Source organism: Amycolatopsis sp. NPDC006125, assembly GCF_040614195.1.
In the GTDB taxonomy this organism is placed as follows: domain Bacteria; phylum Actinomycetota; class Actinomycetes; order Mycobacteriales; family Pseudonocardiaceae; genus Amycolatopsis_E; species Amycolatopsis_E tucumanensis.
Map to the genome: position 1 here is coordinate 1 of NZ_JBEXTZ010000027.1, position 23,833 is coordinate 23,833.

Here is a 23,833-nt window from a genome sequence, read left to right on the forward strand (position 1 = left end):
CCGGCGAAGGTCGCGAACACGATCGTGCCGTAGAGCACGTAGTGGAAGTGCGCCACCACGAAGTAGCTGTCCGACACGTGGAAGTCGATGGCCGGGGCGGCCAGCAGGATGCCGGTCAGACCACCGAAGAGGAAGGTCACGAGGAAGCCGACCGAGAAGATCATCGGCGTCTCGAAGCTCAGCTGGCCCTTCCACATGGTGCCGATCCAGTTGAAGAACTTGACACCGGTCGGGACCGCGATCAGGAAGGTCATGAAGGAGAAGAACGGCAGCAGCACGGCGCCGGTGGCGTACATGTGGTGCGCCCACACCGCGACCGACAGCGCAGCGATGCCCAGCGTCGCGAAGACCAGGCCCTTGTAGCCGAAGATCGGCTTGCGCGAGAACACCGGGATGATCTCGGAGACGATGCCGAAGAACGGCAGCGCGACGATGTACACCTCGGGGTGCCCGAAGAACCAGAACAGGTGCTGCCAGAGGATCACACCGCCGTTGGCCGGGTCGAACACGTGCGCCCCGATGTGCCGGTCGGCCATCAGGCCCATGAGCGCCGCGGTGAGGATCGGGAAGGCGAGCAGCACCAGGATGCTGGTGACCAGGATGTTCCAGGTGAAGATCGGCATCCGGAACATCGTCATGCCGGGCGCGCGCAGGCAGACGATCGTGGTGACCATGTTGACCGCGCCGAGGATGGTGCCCAGACCGGAGACCGCGAGGCCGGCGATCCACATGTCCGCGCCGATACCCGGCGAGTGGATGGCGTCCGACAGCGGGGTGTAGGCGAACCAGCCGAAGTCGGCCGCGCCACCCGGGGTCAGGAAGCCGGAGACGGTGATGATGCCGCCGAACAGGTACAGCCAGTAGGAGAAGGCGTTCAACCGCGGGAACGCCACGTCCGGCGAGCCGATCTGCAGCGGCATCACGAAGTTGGCGAAACCGAACAGGATCGGGGTCGCGTACAGCAGCAGCATGATCGTGCCGTGCATGGTGAACAGCTGGTTGTACTGCTCCTGCGACAGGAACTGCTGCCCTGGGCGCGCCAGCTCGGTGCGGATCAGCATCGCCATCGCGCCGCCCACCATGAAGAAGGCGAACGACGTGACCAGGTACATGATGCCGATCTGCTTGTGGTCCGTCGTGCGGAACAACCGCAGCAGCAACGAACCCTTGGCCTCCTGTCGCGCCGGGTACGGACGCGTGACAATCGGCTGCGGGGCTACGGCTGTCACTCCTGCCTCCAAGATCCTCTTCGGTGTGTCAGCGGCCGCGGCGACGCGACCAGTCCGGATCGTATCCCTCGCCCCCGACACTGGTGCGCACCGGCTGGGAAGATCACGCCATGGGAGACCGCTACACGACCGCCGCCGTGGCCGCCGCGGTCGAGGTCGGGCAGCGGTTCCGCCTGCCCGCCGAGCACCCGGAAGTCCTGGCCACGCGGTCGAACGTGCTGGTGAGACTGGGTGCGGTCGTGGCGAGGGTGCCGGGAACGACGCTGGTGGCGCGGCCCGGGGTGCTCCAGTCGCTGGCGCGCGAAGTGGCACTCTCGTCGTTCCTCGAGATGCGGGACGCACCGGTCGTGCCGCCGTTCGAAAGCCCAGGTCCGCACGTCGCGAACGGCCTTCCGGTCACACTGTGGCGTTTCACACGTCACGACCCGGATCACGTCTTCTCCCCCGGCGAGGTGGCCTGTTCGCTGGCCGAGCTGCACGTCGCGCTGCGGGATTTCCCCGACACGCTGGACGCGCCGGGGCCGCTGACGGAGGCCCGGTCCTGGATCGCGCGGTTCGACCTGCCCGCGGAGCTGGCGGACGAGGTCGATGCGCTCGAAGCGGTGTTGCCTGAGGCCCGCGCGCAGGCCCTGCACGGCGACGCGCACCCGGGGAACCTGCTGGCCACGGCGAGCGGACCGCGCTGGGTCGACTTCGAGGACACCTGGGCCGGGCCGGTCGCGTGGGACCTCGCGTGCCTGGCGCTGACCAGCAGGCTGGACGGCCGCGCCGCGGTCGCCGCGTACCCGGACGCGCCGGACCCCGACGAGCTGGCGCCGTGGGTGCGGCTGCGCGACCTGTTCGGGGTGTGCTGGCGGTTCGCGATCGCGCGCCGGTTCCCGGAACGACTCCCGGCAGCGCAGGCTGACCTGCGGCGATTCAAAACTGTCGGTGGGTCCCGCTAGCTTTCCCGGCATGGAGAAGACCGGGTACCTCACGGCGTTGCGCAGGGACGGCGACCGCTTGGCGGAAGCGGTGCGAGACCTGCGTGCGCCGGTGCCGGCGTGCCCGGGCTGGGACGTGGCCGAGCTGGTCTGGCACACCGGCGAGGTCCACTGGTTCTGGCGGCAGATCGCGTCCGGAGCGGTTCCCGGGCCGGACGACTACCGGGAGCCGCCGCGTCCGGCGGACGACGAGCTGGTGGCGTGGTTCGCCGAGGGTGTCGAGGCGCTGGCGGGCGTCATGGCCGCGCTCGATCCGGCCGAGCCCAGGTGGACGTGGGCGGAGCGGAAGGACGCGGGGTTCATCCAGCGCCGGATGGCCCAGGAGACGGCGGTGCACTGCTGGGACGCGCTGTCGGCGGCGGGGCGGGACGAACCGGTCGAGCGGGAGCTCGCGGTGGACGGGATCGACGAGTTCCTGCGGTTCTTCCTCCCGGACGCCCCGCCGCCCGGCTTCCGGGCGGACGTGCACCTGCACGCGACGGACGGTCCGGGCGAGTGGCTGGTCCAGCCGTCCGGCGCGGGCTGGTCGGTGACGGCCGAGCACCGGAAGGCGACGACGGCGGTCCGCGGGACGGCGTCGGACCTGTTGTTGCTGCTGTGGCGCCGGAAGGCTCCCGAAGACGTCGAGGTACTCGGCGACGCGGGGGCCCTCAAGGAGTTCGTTGATGTTTCTCAACTGAATTAGCCGGGCGGGGGCTGGTCGCGGTGGCTGGGGCGCGCAGGGGGCGCTCCGGCTGTGGTGGCTTGCGCGCCGCGGCGCGGCGGCACTGTGCGCACGACTGCCCGCCATAGGCTGCCGACTCTCCCCTAGCGCGCTGCCCGGCGAACGCAACCAAGCACCCTCATGCGGAGGGTCACCAGCCCCGGATCGCCTCGGCAACCATGACCGGTGCCTCCCGGGCCGCGAGGTGGCCGCCATCGGACTCGACTTCCCCGCACCAACCAGCCGACTAGCCCCCTGCCCGGCGAACGCAGCGCGCACCTGGGCCAAGCGCCCTCACGCGACGGGCCACCAGCCCAGGATCGCCTCCGCGACCACGACCGGCGCCTCCCGCGCCACGAGGCACCCGCTATCGGACACGACTGCCCCAGCAGCGGCCGCCTGTCCCCGCAATCAGCAGCGCGACGCTCATCACGGCCAAACCCCACCCAAAGGGCTCTTCACAAACGAAGGTGTAACAGCGGTCTGAAGCCGCCAGTCTCCAGTAGGGATCTGGCGATGTAGTTGGTCAGGTTGCTTCAGGGTCCGACCCAGGGTGATCAGCTCGGTCAGTGCCTTCGGCACCCCGCTGCTGAGGTCGGCACTGAGCTTGACCATCAGGTCGCGTCCACGGCGGCGATCCTCGTGCGGGTACGCGGTGATCATCCTCTGGTAGATGCACGGCTTCGCGCACGTGAAGACCGTCTTGGTGGCTGCGTGAGATCCGCTGAGACCGCGACTCCTACCCGGAGCCGACTCGATGACTTCCGACCGTGGCGATCACGAGATCTTCTCCTCCGACAGGACTGAGCCCATCGTGGCGTTCGGCGAAGTAGCGTTCGTGCAAGTCGGTCGAGGTGATGACGTCGACGCCCGTGAACCCTGCGTCACGGGCCATGTTGGTGGCCTGGTCAGGTGTCAACAGACTCAACCAGGGGTGTCCGGAGGCAGCGGCGCCCTTTACGGCGCCTTCAAGGATGGGGCGGACCTCGGGCGGAGCCATCTCGATGGGCCGCGAGTAGCTGAACACCATGATGGAGCCCGCTGCGAGTGATGCGGCTTGACGTAGGCTCGTCGAGATCGCCTCCTGCGTGAGATACATGGTCACGCCGAGCATCGAGACGACAGCTGGTTCCGCGGTATCGAGCCCGGCCTCTACAGCTTTGGCAAGCCACGATTCACCGGCCTCGAAGTCGACCGGCACCAAGTGCAGGCGCTCTGGGTCGAGGAGCCCGAGCTGGACAAGCCGGTCCCGCTTCCAAGCTTGGGTGGCGGGCTCGTCGACCTCGAAGACGCGCACGGGCCCCTTGTGTCGCTGCGGAAAGGTGTCGAGGCCGGCGCCCAGGACGACGTATTGACACGCACCAGAGGCAATGAGGGTGTCCTCGACAGCGCGGGCGCGTGCCACGATCGAGGCGCGATTGGGCCGCGTCCGCATTGGGTCCATGTCCGGACGTGTCTGCCAGCCCTGGTCGACGCCCGCGATCTCCAACCCGATGCGATCCTCGAGAACGTGCGGCGCGTCGTCCACCAGCGTGTGCAGCGCCCGCCACAGTGCCGTGCGAACTGCGGTGGAATCAGGTTCCCCGGACACGACCCTAGGCCTCCGAGGTGGGGTCGTTCAGTGGCGCCTGGAGGCCCCAGACCCGGCCGTCGGGATCTCGGAGCGTGGTCATCGCGGTTCCGAAGTGCGTGGGCTCGAACGGCCCATCGACGCCGAGGGCCTTCAGTTTCTGCTCGGCAGCCGCGGCATCGGGGATCTTCAACACCGGCTGCAGACGCGGAGCACGATCTTCGGGGATCTCGGCGATGAACACCGGCGGCCCGATCTTGCTGCGCAACTGGCCGGACTGATGATCCGTCTCGAACTCGAGTTCGTACCCCAACGCCTGGAAGAACCGGGCTGCCTTGCCCCAGTTGTGCGTCTCCAGGAACAGCGCCTCAATGCCCTCGCTCACCATGCCAGTTCCTCTTCCTCTCACTGGATCGCGGTCGTGAGGCGTCTGCTTCGTCCAGATAGGCCGCCAGCGACTCGGCCACGATCGAACTCAGCGACCGCTCCGACTCAACCGCGTGATGCTTGACGCGCTTGATCAGCTCCACCGGCAGGTACACGTTGAACTGCTTGACCTCCTCCGCGCTCACCCAAGGATGCTAGCATGCTAGATCACTAGCTACGAGGTGCGACCCGACGACGTGCGAGCGCGCTACCACGCGCTTCCAGCGGCGTGAGGTGCCCGGCCTGGGGCACCACCACCAGCGCTGCTACCTACACCTTCGATTGCGAAGAACCCCAAAGGGCCATCAACTCAAGATCGCCTCCGCAGCACGATCGGCGCCTCCCGCGCAGCGAGGCAACCGCCATCGGAAAGGAACGCCCAGCAGCCGGCCGACTATCCCCGCAACCGGCGAAAGCACCCAGCCTCAGTCGAGCACCCTCACGCGAAAGGCCACCAGCCCAGGATCGCCTCGGCGACCATCGCCGGCGCTTCCAGCGGCGTGAGGTGCCCGGCCTGGGGCACCACCACCAGTTCGCCGCTGGGCAGCGTCTCCGCCATCGCCTGCGCGCCGTCGGGTGGGGTGAGTCCGTCGTCCTCGCCCACGATCACCAGCGCGGGCACGTCGGTGGCCGCCAGCAGCTCGGTGGAGTCCGGCCGGTTGGCCATCGCGCGGGCGGCCCACGCCACGCCCGCCGGCGGCTGGCTGTCGATGAGGTCGCGCACCGTCTCGACCACGTCCGGGCGGGTCTGGCGGGTCTCGACGCTGAGCACGTTCGGCAGCATCGCGTCGGCAAGCCAGCCGGTCACGCCCTCGGACTCCGCGCGCTGCGCCAGATCCCGCCGGGCCTGCGCCGCCTCGGGCGCGTCCGCGGTCGCCTTCGTGTCGATGAGCACCAGCCCGGCGACACGCTCGGGTGCGGCGCGCAGCACGGCCATGGTCACGTAGCCGCCCATGGAGCAGCCGCCGAGCACAACCTGGTCGAGTTCGAGCTTGTCGAGCAGGGCGATCACGTCCCGGGCCGCGTCGTCGAGGCTGGGTTCGCGGTCGGTCCCGGGCAGCGGCGTCCGCCCGAGGCCACGCTGGTCGGGCGTGATCAGCCGGTGCCGGGTGGTCAGGCCGCCGCGGACGGGGTTCCACATGCGGGCGTCCACCGGGAACGCGTGGAGGAGGACCAGGGGAAGATCAGCCATACCGAGATTGTGCTGGACCGGCGCGCTACCGTCGCCCTGTGAGCGTCGAGTGGCGGGAGATCCGCACTGACCGCCTGTTGCTGCGGCCACTGGGCCCGGAGGACCGGGACGACGTCGTCGAGATCCAGACCGACCCACGGACCAACCGCTACCACCCAGCGCCGCCCAGCGAGGAGGAGACCGAGGTCAAGCTCACGGCCTGGCTCGAGCACTGGAAGGCCCACGGGTTCGGCTACCTCGCGGTGGTGCCGCTCGCCACCGGTGCGGTCGCGGGCATCGGCGGGCTGCAGCACCTGGAGTTCGGCGGCGCCCGGCTGCTGAACCTCTACTACCGCTTCCGCCCGGAGGCGTGGGGACGCGGCTACGCCACCGAGATGGCGCGGGCCGTGGTCGACTGGGCGGAGCGGGAGCTGCCCGAGTTCCCGGTGCAGATCAGCGTGAACATCGCCAACGAGCCGTCGCTGCGCGTCGCGGAGCGGCTCGGGTTCACCGCCTACACCGAGACCTTCTACGACGGCGCGGTGTCCCGGCACTTCCGGAAGATTCCGAAGCCCGGAGACGCGCGGCGGGCCTAGAAGCGCTTGCGGGTCGGGCCGCGGCGGTCGCGGGCGTTCCAGCAGGCGCGGTGCCAGTGCCTGCGGTCGGCCACCGAGCCGAGCTCGTCGGCGGGCCAGGCCACCACGTGCGGCACGCCGGGCTGGATTTCGTGGTCGCACCCGGGACAGCGGTACACCTTGGTCGCCTGGCTGCCCGGGACGCTGCGCACCAGCCAGTCACCGTCCGGACCGGACTCGGCGTGCGCCCAACCGGGAGCCGCCCCGGCGCGGTCGGCGTCGGGGCGGCCACGGTGTGGTCGGTTGCGGCGGGGCACCCGGCCACGGTAACGCCTACGCGGCGCGGTCCGCGTCGCGGCGGAAGGTGAGTGCCACCACGAAGGTGAGGCACGCGATCACCACCGAGCCGGTGAACGCGGCCGTCATCCCGGTGACCAGCACGTCGTGCGGCGAGCCGGTCGCGGTGCGGGTGGCCGTGCCGAAGATGGTGACCAGGATGGCGAGGCCGAGGGTCGCGCCGGTCTGCTGCATCGTCTGCAGCACACCGCCCGCGGCGCCGGCGTCGCGAGCCGGGACGCTGCCCATGATGATCACGTTGAGCGGCGAGAAGGCCAGCCCCATGCCCAGTCCCATGAGGACCATCGGGCCGAGCACACCGGTCAGGTACGCGGTGCCGGTTCCCAGCTGCGTCAGCCAGCCCACCCCGGCGATCATCGACAGCGTCCCGGCGATCGCGACCGGCTTGGGCCCGAACCGGGGCAGCAGCCGCGGGATGGCCCGGCTCAGCGCGAACACCAGCAGCGCCATGGGCAGGAACGCGAACCCGGTGCCCAGCGCGTTCATGCCCCGCACGTCCTGCAGGTACTGGGTGAGGAAGAAGAACATCGACATGCCGGCCATCGGGCCGAGGAAGAAGTTGGCGTAGGCGGCGGCGCGGTTGCGGTCGGCGAACAACCGCAGCGGCAGCAGCGGCTCGGCGGTGCGGACCTCGACGGCGAGGAAAGCGCCGAGCAGCACCACTCCGCCGATCAGCGAGGCCAACGTCAGCGTGTCCGACCAGCCCGCCTCGGCGGCGCGGATGAAGCCGTAGACGAGGGCCGCGACGCCCACCGTCCCGGTCACCGCGCCGGGCAGGTCGAGCCGTGCCCGCTGGCGCGGCGGCTCCACCACGAACCGGGCGGCCAGCGCGGCCACGACCAGTCCGAACGGCACGTTGATGAACAGCACGGCCCGCCACGACAGCCACTCTGTGAGCAGCCCGCCGAGGATGAGGCCGACCGCGAACCCGGCGCTGGACATGCCGGAGAACAGGGCGAGCGCGCGCAGCCGGGCGCGGGATTCGGTGATTGTCGTGGTGAGCAGGGCCAGCGTGCTCGGCCCCGCGGCGGCGGCGCCGAGGCCTTGCGCGATCCGGGCGACGATCAGCCACTCGGCCGATCCGGCCAGGCCACCGGCGAGCGAGGCCACGGTGAACAGCAGCACGCCGCCGACGAACATCCGCTTGCGGCCGAAGAGGTCGCCCGCGCGTCCGCCGAGCAGCAGCAGACCGCCGAAGACGAGGGTGTAGCTCGACATCACCCAGCTCAGCGAGGCCGCGGTGAACCCGAGGTCGGCCTGGATCCGGGGCAGCGCGACGTTCATGACGGTGATGTCGAGGACGATCATCAACTGGCAGGTGAGCAGGGTTGCCAGCACCACGCCGGGGCGTGGCCGCGCCGCGGTCGCGGCGACAGCCGTGCCGGACGCGGGCAGCGTTGTCTCAGACAAGAAGTCTCCATCGAAAGAGGACGACAGAAGCGGACGAACTCTCCGCTTCGATGGAGCTAGCATATGGAGAACGTCTCCGGTTGCGCAAGGGTATCCGGAGAATGTGTCCGGTTTTGGGGTGAGGCGCATGACGGCACCGCGGCCGATGCGGGCTGACGCGCGGCGCAACTACGAACGGATCCTGGTCACGGCGCGCGAGGCGTTCCGGGAGCACGGACCGGACGCCCCGCTGGACGACATCGCGCGCCGGGCCTCCGTCGGCGCGGGCACCCTCTACCGGCACTTCCCGACTCGGGAGACGCTGATCGAAGCCGTCTACCGCGACGACATCGAAACGCTCAGCTCCGCCGCGCACCGGCTGCTGGAGGAGCACGAGCCGGCGGAGGCGCTGGAGCTGTGGATGCGCGAGCAGGTCGCGTTCGTGCTGCACAAGCGTGGGCTGGCGGCCACGCTGAAGGCGGCGATGGACCGGGACTCCGAGACGTTCGCCGCGTGCAAGACACTGATCAACGACGCGGCCGCCGTGCTGCTCAGCCGAGCGCAGGAAAGCGGCGCCATCCGCGACGACGTGCGGCCGCGCGATCTGCTGTTGCTCGGGCACGGGGTGGGCGTGGCAGCGGAAGGCAGCGACGAGACGGCCGAACGACTGCTCACCGTCCTGCTCGACGGCCTGCGGCGACCAAAGCCCTGACCCGGCGGGGATTCCTGCCTCGAAACTCCGTGCCTTACGGGAACTCGGTCGGCGGGGATGCTATGGCGGCGGCCGGCGGCTCCGCCCGCCCGGTCACGACTGACAGCAGCCCGGGCGGAAGCGGCGCCTCAGCGGTGGATAATCGCCAGCAGAACCAGGCGCGGTGCCACAACGGCGGGCAACCGCCAACGGCACCAGCCGCCCGGCGCTCAGCGGTGGCGCTATCGCCAGCGGAACCAGCCGCCCAGTCCCACAACCGCGCGCTACCGCCAGCGGGACCAGCCGCCCGGCCCCTCAGCGGTGGGCGATCGCCAGCGGGACCAGTTGCTCGGCGGGCGTCATCGAGCCGTGTTGGCCTATCAGCTGCGACTCCAGCGGCTCCGCGGTGCGGCGCAGCATCCCGAAGTCGTCCCGGGCGGCGGCGATCACGTCGCCGAAGCGGGAGCGCACCCGGTCGCTCACGCGCGGTCCCAGCCAGCCCGCCGCGATCGCCTCGTCCCGGCGTGTCACCCACGCCCGTGAACCCAGCACCGAGCGCCACGCGGCCAGCACGTCCTCCGTCGCGCCGGGTTCGGTGTACACGTGCCGCACCCGCGGGTCCCCGCCGAACACCCGCACTCCGGACCGCAACTCCGGCGTCACGTCGATGTCGATCACGTCCTCGCCCAGCGCGACCATCCCGTGGTCGGCCACCACGGCCAGCACCCGGCCGGGCGGCAGACCGTCCACAAGCGACTCGACGAGCCGGTCGACCTGCCGCAGCTGCATCACCCACGCCGGCGAACCCGGGCCGTACCGGTGGCCGAGCTCGTCCAGCTGGCCGTGGTAGGCGTAGCAGAAACCAGGCGACTCGCGCAGGGTGCGCAGCGTCTCCGCGGCCAGGTCGCCCATCGCATAAACGCCGCGGTACTCCGCGCCGCGCTGCACCGCCCGCGTAAGCGGCGAGTTCCCGAACTTCGCCTCGGCCACCACCACCGCCTCGACACCCGCCGCGGCCGCCCGCTCGAACGTCGTGGGCAACGGCTGGACGTCCTCCGGCCGCAGGTCCAGCTCGCCGCCGCCCGGGTGCTCCCGCCAGCGCAGGGCGTTGAGCACCCCGCAGCCGGGCACCTCGAACGTGTACCCCGCCATGCCGTGCTCCCCCGACGCGACTCCGGTCCCGATCGCGGCCAGCCCGGCGACCGTCGTCGACGGACAGCCGACCGCCAGCGTCCCCTGCGCCAGCTCGGTCAGCACCGGCGCGTCCGCGGCGTGCGCGCGCAACAGCTCCGCACCCAGACCGTCGATCAGCAACACACAAGCGCCGGCAGCCTCGGGCAGGCCGAGCGTGTCCACGCAGCCGGGCACCCCCAGCGTCGCGAGCACCGACGGCACCACCTCGGCGAGATGCCCCTGGCCGGACAACGTTGGCAGCTCCACCTGGCCAGCTTGGCAGGAAGGTGGCTCCGAGCGCACGCCTTACCCGATAATGACGACATGCCGACCTACGCCTACCGCTGTCGCGAGTGCACCGGCACCTTCGAGGTGAACCGTCCGATGAGCGAGTCGAGCGCGCCCGCGACCTGCCCCGAGGGCCACACCGACACGGTCAAGCTGCTGACGACCGTCGCCCTGACCGGTTCGGCCGCCGGTGCGCCGGCGGGTGGCGGCTGTTGCGGCGGCGCCTGCGGCTGCGGTCACTGAACGGTGTAGTCCGCGAACCCCTTCCCCGTCTTGCGGCCCAGCCGCCCGGCCGTGACGAGGTGCTCCAGCAGCGGCGCCGGCGCGAAGCCCTCCTCGCGGAACTCGTTGAACAGGGTCCGCTGGATCGCCAGCGACACGTCGAGACCGACGACGTCCAGCAGCTCGAACGGGCCCATCGGCAGCCCGCACCCGACCTTCATCGCGGTGTCGATGTCCGCGGCCTGCGCGTAGTGCGCCTCGAGCATCTTCACCGCGTCGTTCAGGTACGGGAAGAGCAGCGCGTTCACGATGAAACCAGCCCGGTCGCCGCAGTGCACCGGGTGTTTGCCGATCGCCGCGCAGACCGCGTGTGCGGTGGCCACGACGTCGGGCGCGGTGGCGATCGTGCGCACCACCTCGACCAGTTTCATCACCGGCGCCGGGTTGAAGAAGTGCAGCCCGACCACGTCCCCGGGGCGCTCGGTCGCGGCCGCGCACTCGATCACCGGCAGCGACGAGGTCGTCGTCGCGAGGATCGCGCCCGGCTTGGCCACCGCGTCCAGCGCGGCGAACACCTCCTGCTTGACCGCGAGGTCCTCGGCCACGGCCTCGACCACCAGGTCCACACTGGACAGCGCGGTGAAGTCGGCGACCGGCGTGACCCGGGCCAGCGCCGCGGCGCCGTCCGACTCCGACAGCTTGCCCTTCGACACCGCCCGGTTCACCGACTTGGCGATCCGCGCCACCGCCGCCTCTGCCTTGTCGGTGGTGCGGGCGCGGAGCACGACGTCGTACCCGCGCTTGGCGAACACCTCCGCGATCCCGGTCGCCATCGTGCCGGTGCCGATCACGCCGACCGAGCGCACCGGCCGCACCTCGCCGGGGTCAACGGGCGCGACGCCGGGCGCCGAGTCGACGACGACCGGTGAATCCGGGCCCTCGTAGGTGTAGAACCCGCGACCGGACTTCCGGCCGAGCAGACCCGCGGTGATCATCTGCTTGAGCAGCGGCGCGGGCGCGTGCAACCGGTTGCGCGACTGCCGGTACATCGACTCGAGGATCTCGTAGGCGGTGTCCAGCCCGATCAGGTCGAGCAGCGCGAGCGGGCCCATCGGGTACCCGCAGCCGAGGCGCATCGCCGCGTCGAGGTCCTCGCGCGTGGCGTAGCGCTGCTCGAACATCCGCACCGCGTGGTTCAGGTAGCCGAACAGCAGGGCGTTGGCGATGAACCCGGCGCGGTCGCCGATGACGACCGGCGTCTTGCCGAGGCGCTCGGCGAACCCGGTGACGTCGGCGATCACGTCCGGCTCTGTGACGACGGTCCGCACGATCTCGACCAGCTTGAGCACGGGCGCCGGGTTGAAGAAGTGCATCCCGACGACCTTGCCGGGGCGGGAGGTGTGCACGCCGATCTCGGTGACCGACAGGGACGACGTGTTCGACGCGAGGACCGCGTCGGGGCCGACGATCTTGTCCAGCTGGGCGAACACCTCGGCCTTGAGGTCGAGGCTCTCCGGGACGGCCTCGATGACCAGGTCGGCGTCGGCGAGGTCGGTCAGCGAGGTGGTGTAGGTGATGCGGGCGAGCAGGGCCGCGCGGTCGTCCTCGTCGAGCTTGCCGCCGGTGAGGGCGCGGGCCGTGGACTGCTCGACGTGCCCGCGGGCGCGCTCCACCGCGGCGGCATCCACCTCGACGCCGATGACCCGGATGCCGCTGCGGGCCAGGACCTCCGCGATCCCGGAGCCCATCGTGCCGAGCCCGACCACGCCTGCCGTTTCGATCGTCCGCGCCATAGCGGCCTCCGGGTTACTCGTCGGTAGCCCTCGATGGTGCCACGCGCGACGACCGGACGGGAGGTGTATCGAATCAGGTGCACCCGCGCGAGTTCCGCCGCCGCCGGGCTTGGCACCGGGAGACGAAGACGGTGTGGACCCGGATTGCAGTCCGGCCGGATGCGGGTGCCGACGCAGAAGGCGGGACTCGCGGTGGCCAGTGGAGAACAGGCGGCCGGGAGTGCAGGCCGGCGGCAGCGAGCGCCGCACAGCCAGGAGGATGGCACTGGCAGCGCCGGAGCGCGAGACTCGCGCCGGTGAGCGTGGTACTCGCGGCGGCGAGTGCCGAACGCACGGCCAGGAGCGTGGGACTCACGACCAGCAGCGCGGGGTCACGACCAGCAGCGCGGGGCTCGCGGCCAGGGGCGCGCAACGCGAACCGAAAGCGCGGGCCGCGGGCGCGCCCCGCCCACGGAGGTGCCCAACGACAGGCGAAACCGTCAGGCGGGGTCGCCGAAGTTGTCCTCCACCAGGTCCTGCACCACGCGCAGCGCCTCGGCCGCCTGGGGGCCTCCCGCGCGCACCTGGATCCGGTCGCCCTTCCGCGCGCCGAGCGCCATCAGCGCCAGCACGCTGTGCGCGTCGGCCTCCTGGTCGCCCAGCCGGACGCTCACCTCGGCCTCCAGCGCGGCCAGGCTGCGCGCCAGCACCGCCGCGGGGCGGGCGTGCAGGCCCACCTCGTTGGTCAGCGTGAGCTCCACGCAGTCCGTGGCCGGCTCGGCGGTCGCGGCCAGTTCCGGAGGCGCGGCGGCCGCCGAGGCGGCCTCCAGCACCCCGGCCCGGTCGGCTCCGTTCTGCGCCGCCACCGCCGCCGCGACCGTGCCCTCCACCAGCGGCGCGTCCGCCACCACCACGGCGCCCGGGTCGGCCAGCGACTCGACCGCGAGCTCGGCCGTCATCTGCGCGCTGCCCAGGTCGTAGAGCAGCACGACCCCGGACCCGGAATCGGCGCGCTGCACCGCCGCCACGACCGAGTCGTAGTCCGTGCCGATCCCGCCGCCGGGCAGGCCGCCCGCGGGCACGATCGTCACGTCGGGCGCCATTTGCGCGGCGACCTCGGCGACCCCTTCGGCGAGCTTCGCGCTGTGCGACACCAGCACCAGGCCGACGCTCATCGGGCCGCCTCGGCGAACGCGGCGAGCAGCAGCGCCGTCGAGCGCGCGCCCGGGTCGAGGTGCCCCGCGCTGCGCTCGCCCAGGTAGGACGCCCTGCCCTTCCGTGCAACCAGGTCCACAGTGGACTCCGCGCCGGTCGCCGCGCCCTCGGCGGCCGCCGACAGCACCGCCGCGACGTCCCCGCCGCCCGCCTTCTCCGCCGCGGCGACCGCGGGCAGCAGCGCGTCGACCATCGTCTTGTCGCCCTCCACCGCCTTGCCGCGCGCCTGCACGCCTTCCAGCCCGGCCCGCAACGCGGCCACGACCTCCGCCGCGCCCAGCTCCGGCTGGTTCGACACCACGGTCGACGCCCGCAGGAAAGCCGTGCCGTACAACGGCCCCGCCGCGCCGCCGACCTTCGAGATCAACGTCGTCGCCGCGAGCTTGAGCACCCCGCCCGGCGTTTCCGGTACGCCGCCGTCCAGCGCGGCCACCACGGCCTGGAACCCGCGGTTCATGTTCTCGCCGTGGTCACCGTCCCCGATGGCCCGGTCGAGTTCGATCAGCTCGGCGCGGTGCTCGGCGATCACGGCCGCGGCGCCCCGCAACGCGTTCGCGACGCCCTCCGGCGTGCATCCCATGTCCTCAGGCCTTCCAGCGCAGTGCGGCGGTGTTCACCGGCGCGTCCCACAGTTCGGTCAGCTCGTCGTCGAGCTTCAGCAGGGTCAGGCTGATGCCCTGCATCTCCAGGCTGGTGATGTAGGGGCCCACCAGCCGGCGTTCGACCATGATGCCGCGATCGGCCAGCAGCCGCTCGGCGATGCCGTGCGCGAGGTACAGCTCGACCAGCGGGGTGGCGCCCATCGAGTTGGTGAACAGCAGCACCCGGTCGCCCTCGGTGAACGGCAGGTCCTCGACGACGGCCCCGACCATGCGCGCCACCAGCTCGTCGGCGGGCTCGGCCTTGATCCGCTCCCGGCCCGGCTCGCCGTGGATGCCGATGCCGAACTCGATCTCGTCGGCGCCGAGGTCGAAGCTGGGCTCGCCGACGTGCGGCACGGTCGGCGCGGTGAGCGCGACCCCGATCGACCGGACCTGGCCGATGACCTTGCGCGCCAGCGCTTCCACCGCGTCCAGCGAATCGCCCCGCTCGGCCGCGGCGCCGGTGATCTTCTCCAAGAGCACCGTGCCGCCGACGCCCCGCCGTCCCGCGGTGTAGGTCGAATCGGCGACCGCGACGTCGTCGTCGATCACCACGCTGCGCACGTCCAGGTCCTCGGCCGCGGCCAGCTCGCCCGCGGTCTCGAAGTTCAGCACGTCACCGGTGTAGTTCTTGACGATCAGCAGAGCCCCGGCCGCGCCGGTGGTCGCGCTGATGGCGGCCTGCACCGCGTCCGGCGTGGGCGAGGTGAACACCGCGCCGGGCACCGCCGCGTCGAGCATGCCGTGGCCGACGAACCCGCCGTGCAGCGGCTCGTGCCCGGACCCGCCGCCGGAGATCACCGCGACCTTGCCGTCCACCGGCGCGTCGGCGCGCACGACCACGTTGGGGTCCTCCTGGACCCGCAGGATGTCCGCGTGCGCGGCGGCCAGCCCGCGCAGCGACTCGGTGACCACGTCCGCCGGATCGTTGATGATCTTCTTCATGCCCGCCTCCTGACTCCGTCGTCGCCCCTTTCCTATCAGGACTTGGGCAGCTTCGGCAGGATCGTGTCGACGATGCGACGCGCTTTCCCGCACGAGTCGTCCCCGGCGGCGTCGTCGTGGAAGTTGTCGTACTCGAACTTGACTACCTCGCCCTCGCCGTCGCCGGTCCGCAGGTGGGTCCACTCGATGGTGCAGCTGTTGCCCGCCGTGGTCCGTTTCTCCTGGTAGCCGGTGATCCCGCCGCCCAGGTCCACGCGCGTGCCGTCGTCGCCGTCGGACGGCTCGACGGTCTCGGAGATCCGCAGGTAGCCGGTGGCGTTGCCGCCCGACCAGTGGCACTCGTGCAGGCCGCCGGGCCGCTTGGTGGTGCTGCGGCCGAGGACCTCGGCGGCGACGGTGTCGTCCACCAGCGCGCACGGGTCGAGCGGCACGGCCGAGTTCGCCGCGCGGGTCATCCGGGGCGGCGAGCCGTGCATCTTGGCGACGACCTCGCGGATGACGGTCAGGCCGGTGCCGCACGCGTCCCCGCCCTGGTAGGTGACCTGGACGGAGATGCCCATGCCCGGCGTCTCGGAGGTGACCGCGGTGACCACGCAGCCCTCCTCCTCGGCGGTGTCCGGGTCGTCCAGGTCGCGCTCGACGACCGGCAGGCCTTCGACGGTGCCGACCTGGGTCGCGGAGGACAGCAGGAGCGTCTCCCCCATCGTGAGGCTCAGCCGCGCCTCCTTGCCGCCCGCGTCGGTGACCTCGACGGCGCAGCCGTCCAGCCCGGTCGAGTGGAGGCTGTCCTCGACCGGCGTGCCGACGCCGGTGACGGTGTCGCCCTGCAGCATCCCGCACGGGTCGACGGTGCGCAGCGCGTCCAGGCTGACCGCGGCGTCGTCGATCGGGCCGGTGGCGGCGCTGGTCTGTGTGACGGTCGTGCGCGGGAAGTTCTGCTTGCCGAGGTCGGGTCCGGCGCACGCGGAGACGGTCAGGGCGAGCAGGACCACGGGGACGAAACGGCGAGGCCGGGCGACATGGTGCACGCGGTGCACGGTAGCCGCCCGGCCTCGCCGGGATGTTCCGAACCTGCCTATTCGGCCGGGGTCTCGTCGCCTTCCGACACCGGGACCCGGATCGGCCGCACGACCGCCCACAGCACGAACAGGGCGGTGAAGATCAGCAGGCCGATGCCGGCCCACAGGTTGATGTTCACGCCCGCCGCCTTCTGCAGCTCGGCGTCGTCGGTGAACGCGATGCCCATGATCGTCAGGACCACGCCGTAGACGCCGGTCAGCAAAGCGATGATCAGCCGGATGTCGAACGCGCCTGCCCGGCGCGTGCGCGCGGGGGTTTCGCTAGCCATGTGTGCCAACCTCCTAGAAGGCGATGTTCAGCGCGATCGTGATGACCAGGACGATGCCCGCGAGCAGGCCCGGGTTGCGGTACCAGCCCGCGTCCTCGCCGGTGTTGGAGTGCCGGCGCGTCTCCTTCGGGGTGAGCGAGTAGACCAGCCCGGTCAGCTCGGAGGCCTCGCGCGGCTTGGTCACCATGGTCACCGCGACGCTGACCACGATGTCGACCACGAACGCAGCGCCGGCGCCGATGAAGCTGGCGCCCTGGCCGGGCAGGTCCCACACGCCGGTCTCGGCGAGCAGGAACACCACGATGGCCGACGCGGTACCGGACAGCAGACCGATCCACGCGGCTGCCGGCGTCATGCGCTTCCAGAACATGCCGAGGATGAAGGTGGCGAACAGCGGCGCGTTGAAGAACGAGAACAGCTGCTGCAGGTAGTCCATCAGGTTGGAGTACTGCGACGCGATGCCCGCCGTGCCGATGGCCAGGATCGTGGCGCCCGCGGTGACCCAGCGGCCCATGTTCAGGTAGTACGAGTCCGGCTTGTCCTTCTTGATGTAGGCCTGCCAGATGTCATACGTGAACACGGTGTTGAACGAGCTCAGGTTCGCCGCCATGCCTGCCATGAACGAGGCCAGCAGACCGGCGATCGCGACGCCCAGCACACCGTTGGGCAGCAGGTCGCGCATGAGCAGCAGCAGCGCGTCGTTGAAGGTCGCGCCGCTGGGCGCGGACCCGCCGTCGATCAGGGCCTGCTTGTTCTCGCCCTGCAGCTCGGTGACCGTGACCGCGGCGATCATGCCCGGGATGATCACGATGAACGGCACCAGCATCTTCGGGAACGCGCCGATGATCGGTGTGCGGCGCGCCGCCGACATGCTCTTCGAGGCCATCGCGCGCTGGACCTCGACGAAGTTCGTGGTCCAGTAGCCGAACGACAGCACGAACCCGAGGCCGAACACCAGGCCGAGCACGGACAGGAAGTTGCTGCCGAAGCCGGTGAGCTGGTTACCGGGCCAGGAGCTCAGCTGCTCCGCGCCGCCGGGCCCGTTGGTGACCTTGTCGACCAGCCCGTCCCAGCCGCCGACCTTGTAGAGACCGACGATCGTCAGCGGCACCAGCGCGGCGACGATGACGAAGAACTGCAGCACCTCGTTGTAGATGGCCGCGGACAGGCCGCCGAGCGCGGTGTAGGCGAGCACGATGACGGCGGCGATGACGATCGAGAACCAGATCGGCCAGCCCAGCAGCAGGTTCACCACGCTGGCCAGCAGGTACAGGTTCGCGCCCGCGATGAGGATCTGGGCCAGCGCGAAGCTGATGCCGTTCGTCAGGTGGGCGCCGGTGCCGAAGCGGCGCCGCATGAACTCCGGCACGCTGCGGACCTTCGACCCGTAGTAGAAGGGCATCATCACGATGCCGAGGAACAGCATCGCCGGGATGGCGCCGATCCAGAAGTAGTGGGCCGTGGGCAGGCCGTACTGCGCGCCGTTGGCCGACATCCCCATCACTTCGATGGCGCCGAGGTTGGCGGAGATGAAGGCGAGCCCGGTGACCCAGGCGGGCAGGGAGCGGCCGGACAGGAAGAAGTCGATGCTGCTCGACACCTGTTTCCGGGCCAGGTAGCCGATGCCGAGCACCAGCACGAAGTAGAACGCGAGCAACACGTAGTCGATCGCGTGCGCATCAAGTCGCAGGTTCGCTGCGGCTAGGACGGGCACCGATGCCACCTCCGGGAGTCCAACATCTCCGAACAAGAATCACCACGATCGAGTGACGAGCGCACATTACTACGCGGTATCCCAGCCGTGCACGCCAGCGGTCGCGCCTTGACCGTGTCGAGATCAAACCGGTGACAACCCAACCGCGCGGTGTCACCCGCCGCAACTCGGCGGGGTGAACGCACGAAGGCCCCCGCGCGGCTCGTCATCGCCGCGTGGGGGCCTTCGGTCGCAGGTCAGAGCCGCGCAACGACTGCCTCATACCGCAGGCAGCCTGCACCACGTGGGCGATTCGAACAGCCAGAGGTCGATCTACAGGCCGTGCAGCCGCCGAACTATGCGCTCGCGGGCTGAGAGGCGCGGCGGGCAACCTGTTCCGTCCGCGGTTGCGCCAGTCTCAGTGGCCATGCCTCGCCTCGCCGACAGCCACTGCGAGGATCAGCAGCGGCCCGAGCATCTCGCCCATGGTGCCCCGGAACCCGAGAACGGAAAGCGGCTCGTCATCGCCGCGCAGGGGCCTTCGGCCGCAGGTCAGAACAAGCGGAGGTCGTCGGATTCGGTGCCGCGGAGGGCGTCGTAGTCCAGGGTCAGGCAGCGGATGCCGCGGTCCTCGGCCAGCGTGCGGGCCTGGGGCTTGATCAGCTGCGCGGCGAACACGCCCTGCACCGGCGCCAGCAGCGGGTCGCGGTTGAGCAGCTCCAGGTAGCGGGTCAGCTGCTCGACGCCGTCGATCTCGCCGCGGCGCTTGATCTCCACCGCCACCGAGCCGCCGTCGGCGTCGCGGGCGAGGATGTCGACCGGCCCGATCGCCGTCGGGTACTCGCGGCGGACCAGCGTGTACCCCTCGCCGAGCGTGGTGATGTGCTCGGCCAGCAGCTCCTGCAGGTGCGCCTCGACGCCGTCCTTCTGCAGGCCCGGCTCGGCGCCCAGGTCGTGGCTGATCTCGTCGATCCGCTCTTCGATGGTGATGACGAGCTTCTCGCCGGCCTTGTTCTGCACCGTCCAGACGTCGCCGTCCTCGATGAGCCAGCACGGCGGGCTCATCCAGTTCAGCGGCTTGTAGGCGCGGTCGTCGGAGTGCACCGACACCGAGCCGTCCGCCTTGATGAGCAGCAACCGGGTGGCCATCGGGAGGTGGGCCGTCAGACGGCCGGCGTAGTCCACTTGGCAACGAGCGATCACGAGACGCACCCGGCGAGGGTAGAAGATGCTTCGGCAGACTGGTCGCGTGGATCCCATCGAACGGCTCGGCTCCCGCGAGGTGTACCGGAACAACTGGATGACGGTGCGCGAGGACGACATCCGCCGCCCGGACGGCTCGCCCGGCATTTACGGCGTGGTCGACAAGCCGGACTACGCGCTGGTCGTCCCGCTCGACGGCGACCGGCTGCACCTGGTCGAGCAGTACCGGTACCCGCTCGGCCTGCGGCGCTGGGAGTTCCCGCAGGGCACCGCGCCCGGGCTCGCCGAGGTGGACCCGCTGGAGCTGGCGGCGCGGGAGCTGCGGGAGGAGACCGGGCTGGTGGCCGGTTCGCTGACCGACCTCGGGCTGCTGGACGTCGCGCCGGGCATGTCGAGCCAGCGCGGCCGGGTCTACCTGGCGACCGAGCTGGTCGAGGGGCCGCACGAGCGCGAGCACGAGGAACAGGACATGCGCACGGCGTGGTTCAGCCGGGACGAGTTCGAGAAGATGATCGCGCGCGGGGAGATCACGGACGCCCAGTCGATCGCGGCGTACGGGCTCCTGCTGCTGCACGAACGCTGACCATCGCGACAGCGCCGAGGAGCGGGCCGATCGACAGCAGGGCGACCGCGTCGCGCCAGCCGGTGAGGTCGGCGAGCAGCGGGAGCAGCTGTATGGTGATCGCGCTGACGACGAACCCGGCGGCGGTCATCGCGGTGAGCGCGGTGCCGGCGTAGCGCGGGTCGGCGACCTCGGACAGGGCCGCGGAGAACTGCGCGGAGTCGGCGATCACGGCGGCGCCCCACACGAGCAGCAGCGGCGCGAGCAGGAGCGTTCCCCACGCGGCGACGGACAGCAGGCCGCAGGCGGCGCTGGTGAGCATGGCGGCGGTGGTGACGGCTGTGCGGCCGAAGCGGTCGGCGAGAACGCCGCCGAGCAGTGCCCCGGCGACGCCCGCGACGCCGATGGTGGTGAAGCTGTCGCCGTCGCCCGCAGCCGCGACGTAGCTGGGCAGCCAGGCCCACAGCGCGTACAGCTCCCACATGTGGCCGAAGTAGCCGAGGCAGACCAGGCGTTGCGCCCGGTCGCGGGCCATGCGGAGCAGGTAGTGGGGTTCCCAGGGCGGTGACGGGCGCCAGTCCGGGCCGGGGCGGACCAGGGTGAGAGCGATCGGGACGGCGAGGAGGGCGAGCGTCGCGGCGATGGCCAGGACGGTCCGCCAGTGGCCGGTGCTGAGGAGGCTGGGCAGCGCGGAGCCGAGGGTCAGCGCGCCGACCAGGACGCCGAGCGCGGTCCCGCGCTGACGCGGGAACCAGGAGACGACGATCTTCATGCCGACCGGGTAGACGGCCGCGAGGGCGAACCCGGTGAGGAACCGGAGCGGAGCGGCCGCGGCGGGACCGGCCGATGGGAACGCGAACGTGGCGGCCGCACCGAGAGCACTGCCGGCGGCGAGGAGGACCTGCGGCCGGGCGCGATCGGCGAGGTTGACGGCGGCGGAGACGACGGCCCCGGTGGCGAACCCGAGCTGCACGGTGATGGTCAGGAGGATCCCCGCCTGCCGCGAGAGGCCCCACTCCGCCCGGAGCGCCGGGACCACGGTGGAGGCGGAGAACCAGAGGCTCATGGCGAGCACCTGCACGAGGGCGACGAGTGCCAGCTGCGGTCCGCGCCGCCGGAGGATCACTGATCGTGCTTAGGGGCGGTGGGGTGGTGTGGTCAATCGCGGGGCGCGGTGGTTCATCCGATCGCGTGGAGCGGGTCCCAGGCCGTGGAACGGCGCGAGGTCCCGGCTGAGGAACCCCGCGCCCGGCCGGCTGGATGAGCGGGTTAGCGCGGTCAGCCGTACCACCGGCACCCGCATCAGGATGCGGCAGATCGAGTGCAGCACCAAGAGCTGCTCCAGCGCGTTTTGCCTCGCCGCGCCACTCGGCCCGTCTGCTTCGATGACATGCGCCTCCTGGGCGTCGTCTCAGTCATGTCAGCCGCCCGTGTAAGAGCAGATCGCGGCCACCAGGTTCGAGTTCTCGGCGACCGGCTTGCCGTCCACGGTGATCTTGCAGCTGTTCGGCTGGGCGTTGATGTCGGTGGTCACCGGCGTGACCGTGACCGACGTGAAGCCGAGTTCCTCGACGCCGAGAGTCTTGGACCAGGTCTGCCCGGCCTCCACGATCTCCTGGTTGTTCACGCTGAGCCCGCTGGTCCAGTTGAGGTTGCTCCGCTGGCCGGTGGTCACCTCGAGCAGGATCTGGTGCGCTGCCGCAGCCGGGTCGCCACTGGTCGGGGTCGTGTCGTTGACCTTGTCGACCGCGGCGCCGAACACGGCGGTCCACAGAATGCAGATGACCAGGCCGACCGCCGAGCACACGACGCCCGCGATGGCGAGCCCCTTGTTCGTCGCGGCGCCCTTGGTGGCGCGGGAAACGCCGACGATCGACAGGATCAGGCCGATGATGACCAGCGGCCACGCCACCACGCCGACGATCGGGATGAAGGCGAGCACGAGGCCGACGAGTCCGAGGACGAACCCCGCGGTGCCGAGGCCGTTCTTCGGCTGCACGGGCGTGGGCGGGGCATAGGGCGGATGAGTCACGAGCGTTCCTTAGTGCGTGCGCGGCGGGCCGTCCCGCTTGCGTCGCACCCTCAATCGCAGCGTGCTCCTGGTTGTAACAGCGTTCAGGCGGCCGAGCCGGCAGATGTGGATCTTGAGCGGGACCGTCCACAGTGACTTTGAGCTGCACGGATGAACACCGTTCCGGACATAACGGAACGTGGTGGTTGAATTTCAGTTCACCCGAACAGAGCAGGCCGAACATCCCTCAGTCGGGCCACTCCGGCTTTCGCTTCTCCAGGAAGGAAGCCATTCCCTCCCGCGCCGACGGTGTCTGCGACGCCGCCGCCATCACCTCGACCGCGATCGCGTACGCGTCGGCCTCCGGGCGGTCCAGCTGGGCGTACAGGGTCTGCTTCCCGAGCGCCTTGCTGGCCCGGCTGCCGCGCGTCGCCCGGGCCAGGAGCTCGGCCACCGCCGCGTCGAGGTCCTCGTCCGGCACCACCCGGTTCACCAGGCCCCACTCCAGGGCCGTCGCCGCGTCGATGACGTCGCCCGTCAGCGCCAGCTCCATCAGCCGCTTGCGCCCGATCGCCCGCGCGACCGGCACCGCCGGCGTGTGGCAGAACCAGCCGCCCTTGCCGCCGGGCAGCGCGAAGCCCGCGGAGGCCGCCGCGACCGCCAGGTCGCACGACGCGACCAGCTGGCACCCCGCCGCGGTCGCCAGTCCGTGCACCCGCGCGATCACCACCTGCGGCACCGACTCCATCGTCCGCATCAGCCGGGTGCACAGGGTCAGCAGGCGCCGCACGCCCTCCAAGTCCCGGGACGCCACGTCACCGAAGTCGTGCCCCGCCGAGAACACCGGGCCCGCGCCGGCCAGGACGACGCCCGTCGCGTCGGTCGCCGCCGTCTCCTCGAACGCCGCCAGCAGCTCGGCGAGGTGGGCTTCCGACAGGGAGTTGCGGCGGGCGGCCCGGTTCATCGTGATCGTCACCGTCGCGTCGTCGCGCTTGACCAGGATGTGCTCGTACTCGGCCATGGCCCGACGCTACCTCGCGGTGGCCGTGTTGTGGTACCCGAAGACGCGCCGCTCCCGCGCGGTCACCGTCGCCATCACCCGGTCCCGCCACGGCGTGCTGGTCGCGTGCCGGTAGCCCGGCGACCCGAACAGCGACACGTCCGCGATCTCGTGGAACGCCAGCACCTCCGGCCCGTCCCCCTCGACCCGCCGGTACCGCCGGATCCGGTGCCAGCCGGGCAGCTCCAGCAGCAACGGCACGTGCTCCTCGCGATACCAGCGCTCCAGCTCGGCGGTGTCCCCGGACAACGCCACCGACACCACCACCGGCGCGGGCGCGACGCACGAACCCCAGGACCCGGTCAGCTCGTACACCCGCCGGTCGAGCGTCGCCAGCCGCGAGACCACCGACTGCTCCCGCGGGCTCCGCCGCCGCACGGCCTCGTACGCCGGGCTCGCCAGCGCCGCCAGGTCCAGCTCGTACCAGGCCAGCCACGACGGCCGCGCCCCGTCCAGCTCGCGGTACCGGTACCCGCTGCGGATCCCCGGCACGCCGACGCGGGCGGGCGCGTGCTCGTTGTCGTACCAGTCGTGGAACTCCGCCTCGGCGACCTCGCCCGGCTCGGACAGCACGTACAGCAGTCCCTCCGTCATCCGCCACTCCTC

General features: G+C 71.0%; 26 protein-coding genes and 1 pseudogene. 6 read left to right on the forward strand and 21 right to left on the reverse strand.

The features are described 5' to 3' along the window. Nucleotides 1-1,229: cbb3-type cytochrome c oxidase subunit I (locus tag ABZ193_RS15940; protein ID WP_354710355.1), on the reverse strand; the 1,229-nt coding region annotated here is incomplete at its 3' end. Nucleotides 1,230-1,339: 110 nt separating this feature from the next. On the opposite strand from ABZ193_RS15940, the gene ABZ193_RS15945 reads away from it, so the two are divergent. Next, the gene (locus ABZ193_RS15945; protein WP_354710356.1) at nt 1,340-2,173 is read left to right on the forward strand and encodes a phosphotransferase; all 834 of its coding nucleotides are present in this window, start codon (nt 1,340-1,342) and stop codon (nt 2,171-2,173) included. 10 nt (nt 2,174-2,183) lie between these two features. Next, complete coding sequence (locus tag ABZ193_RS15950; RefSeq protein WP_354710357.1) at nt 2,184-2,897, forward strand: maleylpyruvate isomerase family mycothiol-dependent enzyme; 714 nt, start codon at nt 2,184-2,186, stop codon at nt 2,895-2,897. A 476-nt stretch (nt 2,898-3,373) separates the two neighbouring features. On the opposite strand, the pseudogene ABZ193_RS15955 reads toward ABZ193_RS15950, so the two are convergent. From ABZ193_RS15955 to ABZ193_RS15975, 5 genes and pseudogenes are all read right to left on the reverse strand, one after another. After that, nucleotides 3,374-3,590 (reverse strand): annotated as a pseudogene (locus ABZ193_RS15955) (ISL3 family transposase); the annotation flags it as partial. A gap of 64 nt (nt 3,591-3,654) precedes the next feature. Beyond that, nucleotides 3,655-4,506 (reverse strand): class I SAM-dependent methyltransferase, encoded by an 852-nt coding sequence (locus ABZ193_RS15960; RefSeq protein WP_354710358.1) that lies wholly within the window; start codon nt 4,504-4,506, stop codon nt 3,655-3,657. Between the two features lie 4 nt (nt 4,507-4,510). Then, a complete protein-coding gene (locus ABZ193_RS15965; protein WP_354710359.1) occupies nt 4,511-4,873 on the reverse strand; it encodes a VOC family protein in 363 nt (120 codons plus the stop codon). Continuing rightward, nucleotides 4,854-5,057, reverse strand: a complete 204-nt coding sequence (locus ABZ193_RS15970) for a CopG family transcriptional regulator (protein WP_354710360.1) — start codon at nt 5,055-5,057, stop codon at nt 4,854-4,856. The genes ABZ193_RS15965 and ABZ193_RS15970 overlap by 20 nt, the downstream gene beginning before the upstream one ends. A gap of 293 nt (nt 5,058-5,350) precedes the next feature. Next, nucleotides 5,351-6,103: an alpha/beta fold hydrolase gene (locus ABZ193_RS15975; RefSeq protein ID WP_354710361.1), complete on the reverse strand. Its 753-nt coding sequence runs from the start codon at nt 6,101-6,103 to the stop codon at nt 5,351-5,353. A 38-nt stretch (nt 6,104-6,141) separates the two neighbouring features. Here ABZ193_RS15975 and ABZ193_RS15980 point away from each other — a divergent pair, with 38 nt between their 5' ends. Continuing rightward, nucleotides 6,142-6,678: a GNAT family N-acetyltransferase gene (locus ABZ193_RS15980; protein ID WP_354710362.1), complete on the forward strand. Its 537-nt coding sequence runs from the start codon at nt 6,142-6,144 to the stop codon at nt 6,676-6,678. Here ABZ193_RS15980 and ABZ193_RS15985 read toward each other — a convergent pair. Beyond that, nucleotides 6,675-6,974 carry a hypothetical protein gene (locus ABZ193_RS15985; protein ID WP_020422419.1) on the reverse strand — a complete coding sequence of 100 codons (300 nt, stop codon included), beginning with the start codon at nt 6,972-6,974 and terminating at the stop codon, nt 6,675-6,677. The genes ABZ193_RS15980 and ABZ193_RS15985 overlap by 4 nt on opposite strands. Nucleotides 6,975-6,990: 16 nt before the next feature. Continuing rightward, nucleotides 6,991-8,424: an MFS transporter gene (locus tag ABZ193_RS15990; RefSeq protein ID WP_354710363.1), complete on the reverse strand. Its 1,434-nt coding sequence runs from the start codon at nt 8,422-8,424 to the stop codon at nt 6,991-6,993. 127 nt (nt 8,425-8,551) lie between these two features. Here ABZ193_RS15990 and ABZ193_RS15995 point away from each other — a divergent pair, with 127 nt between their 5' ends. After that, nucleotides 8,552-9,115, forward strand: coding sequence for a TetR/AcrR family transcriptional regulator (locus ABZ193_RS15995; RefSeq protein ID WP_237339889.1), 564 nt, complete (start codon nt 8,552-8,554; stop codon nt 9,113-9,115). A gap of 294 nt (nt 9,116-9,409) precedes the next feature. Here the strand turns inward: ABZ193_RS15995 and ABZ193_RS16000 are convergent, their stop codons facing one another. Further along, complete coding sequence (locus ABZ193_RS16000; protein WP_020417822.1) at nt 9,410-10,534, reverse strand: alkaline phosphatase family protein; 1,125 nt, start codon at nt 10,532-10,534, stop codon at nt 9,410-9,412. Nucleotides 10,535-10,591: 57 nt separating this feature from the next. Between ABZ193_RS16000 and ABZ193_RS16005 the strand changes: the two genes are divergently transcribed. Beyond that, entirely contained in the window at nt 10,592-10,798 is a 207-nt protein-coding gene (locus ABZ193_RS16005) for a zinc ribbon domain-containing protein (RefSeq protein ID WP_017987344.1), read from the forward strand. Here ABZ193_RS16005 and ABZ193_RS16010 read toward each other — a convergent pair. The 8 genes from ABZ193_RS16010 to nucS all read right to left on the reverse strand — a co-directional run bounded on the left by ABZ193_RS16010 (nt 10,792) and on the right by nucS (nt 19,603). After that, on the reverse strand, nt 10,792-12,570 hold the full coding sequence (locus tag ABZ193_RS16010; protein ID WP_020417821.1) for a 3-hydroxybutyryl-CoA dehydrogenase: 1,779 nt from the start codon (nt 12,568-12,570) through the stop codon (nt 10,792-10,794). The genes ABZ193_RS16005 and ABZ193_RS16010 overlap by 7 nt on opposite strands. Before the next feature lie 479 nt (nt 12,571-13,049). Beyond that, nucleotides 13,050-13,724, reverse strand: coding sequence for a dihydroxyacetone kinase phosphoryl donor subunit DhaM (dhaM, locus tag ABZ193_RS16015; RefSeq protein ID WP_237339886.1), 675 nt, complete (start codon nt 13,722-13,724; stop codon nt 13,050-13,052). Then, complete coding sequence (gene dhaL, locus ABZ193_RS16020) at nt 13,721-14,344, reverse strand: dihydroxyacetone kinase subunit DhaL (RefSeq protein ID WP_354710364.1); 624 nt, start codon at nt 14,342-14,344, stop codon at nt 13,721-13,723. The genes dhaM and dhaL overlap by 4 nt, the downstream gene beginning before the upstream one ends. Nucleotides 14,345-14,348: 4 nt before the next feature. Beyond that, the gene (gene dhaK, locus ABZ193_RS16025; RefSeq protein WP_354710365.1) at nt 14,349-15,350 is read right to left on the reverse strand and encodes a dihydroxyacetone kinase subunit DhaK; all 1,002 of its coding nucleotides are present in this window, start codon (nt 15,348-15,350) and stop codon (nt 14,349-14,351) included. Between the two features lie 35 nt (nt 15,351-15,385). Next, the gene (locus ABZ193_RS16030) at nt 15,386-16,378 is read right to left on the reverse strand and encodes a DUF3558 domain-containing protein (protein WP_354710366.1); all 993 of its coding nucleotides are present in this window, start codon (nt 16,376-16,378) and stop codon (nt 15,386-15,388) included. 47 nt (nt 16,379-16,425) lie between these two features. Then, entirely contained in the window at nt 16,426-16,698 is a 273-nt protein-coding gene (locus ABZ193_RS16035; protein WP_020417816.1) for a hypothetical protein, read from the reverse strand. A gap of 13 nt (nt 16,699-16,711) precedes the next feature. Further along, complete coding sequence (locus tag ABZ193_RS16040; protein ID WP_354710367.1) at nt 16,712-18,412, reverse strand: sodium:solute symporter family protein; 1,701 nt, start codon at nt 18,410-18,412, stop codon at nt 16,712-16,714. Nucleotides 18,413-18,943: 531 nt separating this feature from the next. Beyond that, nucleotides 18,944-19,603 carry an endonuclease NucS gene (gene nucS, locus ABZ193_RS16045; RefSeq protein ID WP_026153883.1) on the reverse strand — a complete coding sequence of 220 codons (660 nt, stop codon included), beginning with the start codon at nt 19,601-19,603 and terminating at the stop codon, nt 18,944-18,946. Between the two features lie 37 nt (nt 19,604-19,640). Here nucS and ABZ193_RS16050 point away from each other — a divergent pair, with 37 nt between their 5' ends. Continuing rightward, nucleotides 19,641-20,177, forward strand: a complete 537-nt coding sequence (locus ABZ193_RS16050) for an NUDIX hydrolase (RefSeq protein ID WP_354710368.1) — start codon at nt 19,641-19,643, stop codon at nt 20,175-20,177. Here the strand turns inward: ABZ193_RS16050 and ABZ193_RS16055 are convergent. From ABZ193_RS16055 to ABZ193_RS16070, 4 genes are all read right to left on the reverse strand, one after another. Further along, entirely contained in the window at nt 20,122-21,282 is a 1,161-nt protein-coding gene (locus ABZ193_RS16055; RefSeq protein ID WP_354710369.1) for an MFS transporter, read from the reverse strand. The two genes, ABZ193_RS16050 and ABZ193_RS16055, sit on opposite strands and share 56 nt — an antisense overlap. Before the next feature lie 294 nt (nt 21,283-21,576). Next, complete coding sequence (locus ABZ193_RS16060) at nt 21,577-22,188, reverse strand: DUF4190 domain-containing protein (protein WP_354710370.1); 612 nt, start codon at nt 22,186-22,188, stop codon at nt 21,577-21,579. 226 nt (nt 22,189-22,414) lie between these two features. Further along, on the reverse strand, nt 22,415-23,188 hold the full coding sequence (locus tag ABZ193_RS16065) for an enoyl-CoA hydratase-related protein (RefSeq protein ID WP_237339880.1): 774 nt from the start codon (nt 23,186-23,188) through the stop codon (nt 22,415-22,417). Nucleotides 23,189-23,197: 9 nt separating this feature from the next. Next, nucleotides 23,198-23,821, reverse strand: a complete 624-nt coding sequence (locus ABZ193_RS16070; RefSeq protein WP_354710372.1) for a hypothetical protein — start codon at nt 23,819-23,821, stop codon at nt 23,198-23,200. Between the last annotated feature and the right edge of the window lie 12 nt (nt 23,822-23,833).

Coding starts and splice junctions, on each gene's coding strand:
- ABZ193_RS15950 (WP_354710357.1), top strand. CDS start 2,184: ATGGAGAAGACCGGGTACCTCACGGCGTTGCGCAGGGACGGCGACCGC.
- ABZ193_RS16070 (WP_354710372.1), bottom strand. CDS start 23,821: ATGACGGAGGGACTGCTGTACGTGCTGTCCGAGCCGGGCGAGGTCGCC.
- ABZ193_RS15945 (WP_354710356.1), top strand. CDS start 1,340: ATGGGAGACCGCTACACGACCGCCGCCGTGGCCGCCGCGGTCGAGGTC.
- ABZ193_RS15995 (WP_237339889.1), top strand. CDS start 8,552: ATGACGGCACCGCGGCCGATGCGGGCTGACGCGCGGCGCAACTACGAA.
- ABZ193_RS16005 (WP_017987344.1), top strand. CDS start 10,592: ATGCCGACCTACGCCTACCGCTGTCGCGAGTGCACCGGCACCTTCGAG.
- dhaL (WP_354710364.1), bottom strand. CDS start 14,344: ATGGGATGCACGCCGGAGGGCGTCGCGAACGCGTTGCGGGGCGCCGCG.
- ABZ193_RS15965 (WP_354710359.1), bottom strand. CDS start 4,873: ATGGTGAGCGAGGGCATTGAGGCGCTGTTCCTGGAGACGCACAACTGG.
- dhaM (WP_237339886.1), bottom strand. CDS start 13,724: ATGAGCGTCGGCCTGGTGCTGGTGTCGCACAGCGCGAAGCTCGCCGAA.
- ABZ193_RS15975 (WP_354710361.1), bottom strand. CDS start 6,103: ATGGCTGATCTTCCCCTGGTCCTCCTCCACGCGTTCCCGGTGGACGCC.
- dhaK (WP_354710365.1), bottom strand. CDS start 15,350: ATGAAGAAGATCATCAACGATCCGGCGGACGTGGTCACCGAGTCGCTG.
- ABZ193_RS16010 (WP_020417821.1), bottom strand. CDS start 12,570: ATGGCGCGGACGATCGAAACGGCAGGCGTGGTCGGGCTCGGCACGATG.
- ABZ193_RS16035 (WP_020417816.1), bottom strand. CDS start 16,698: ATGGCTAGCGAAACCCCCGCGCGCACGCGCCGGGCAGGCGCGTTCGAC.
- ABZ193_RS16065 (WP_237339880.1), bottom strand. CDS start 23,188: ATGGCCGAGTACGAGCACATCCTGGTCAAGCGCGACGACGCGACGGTG.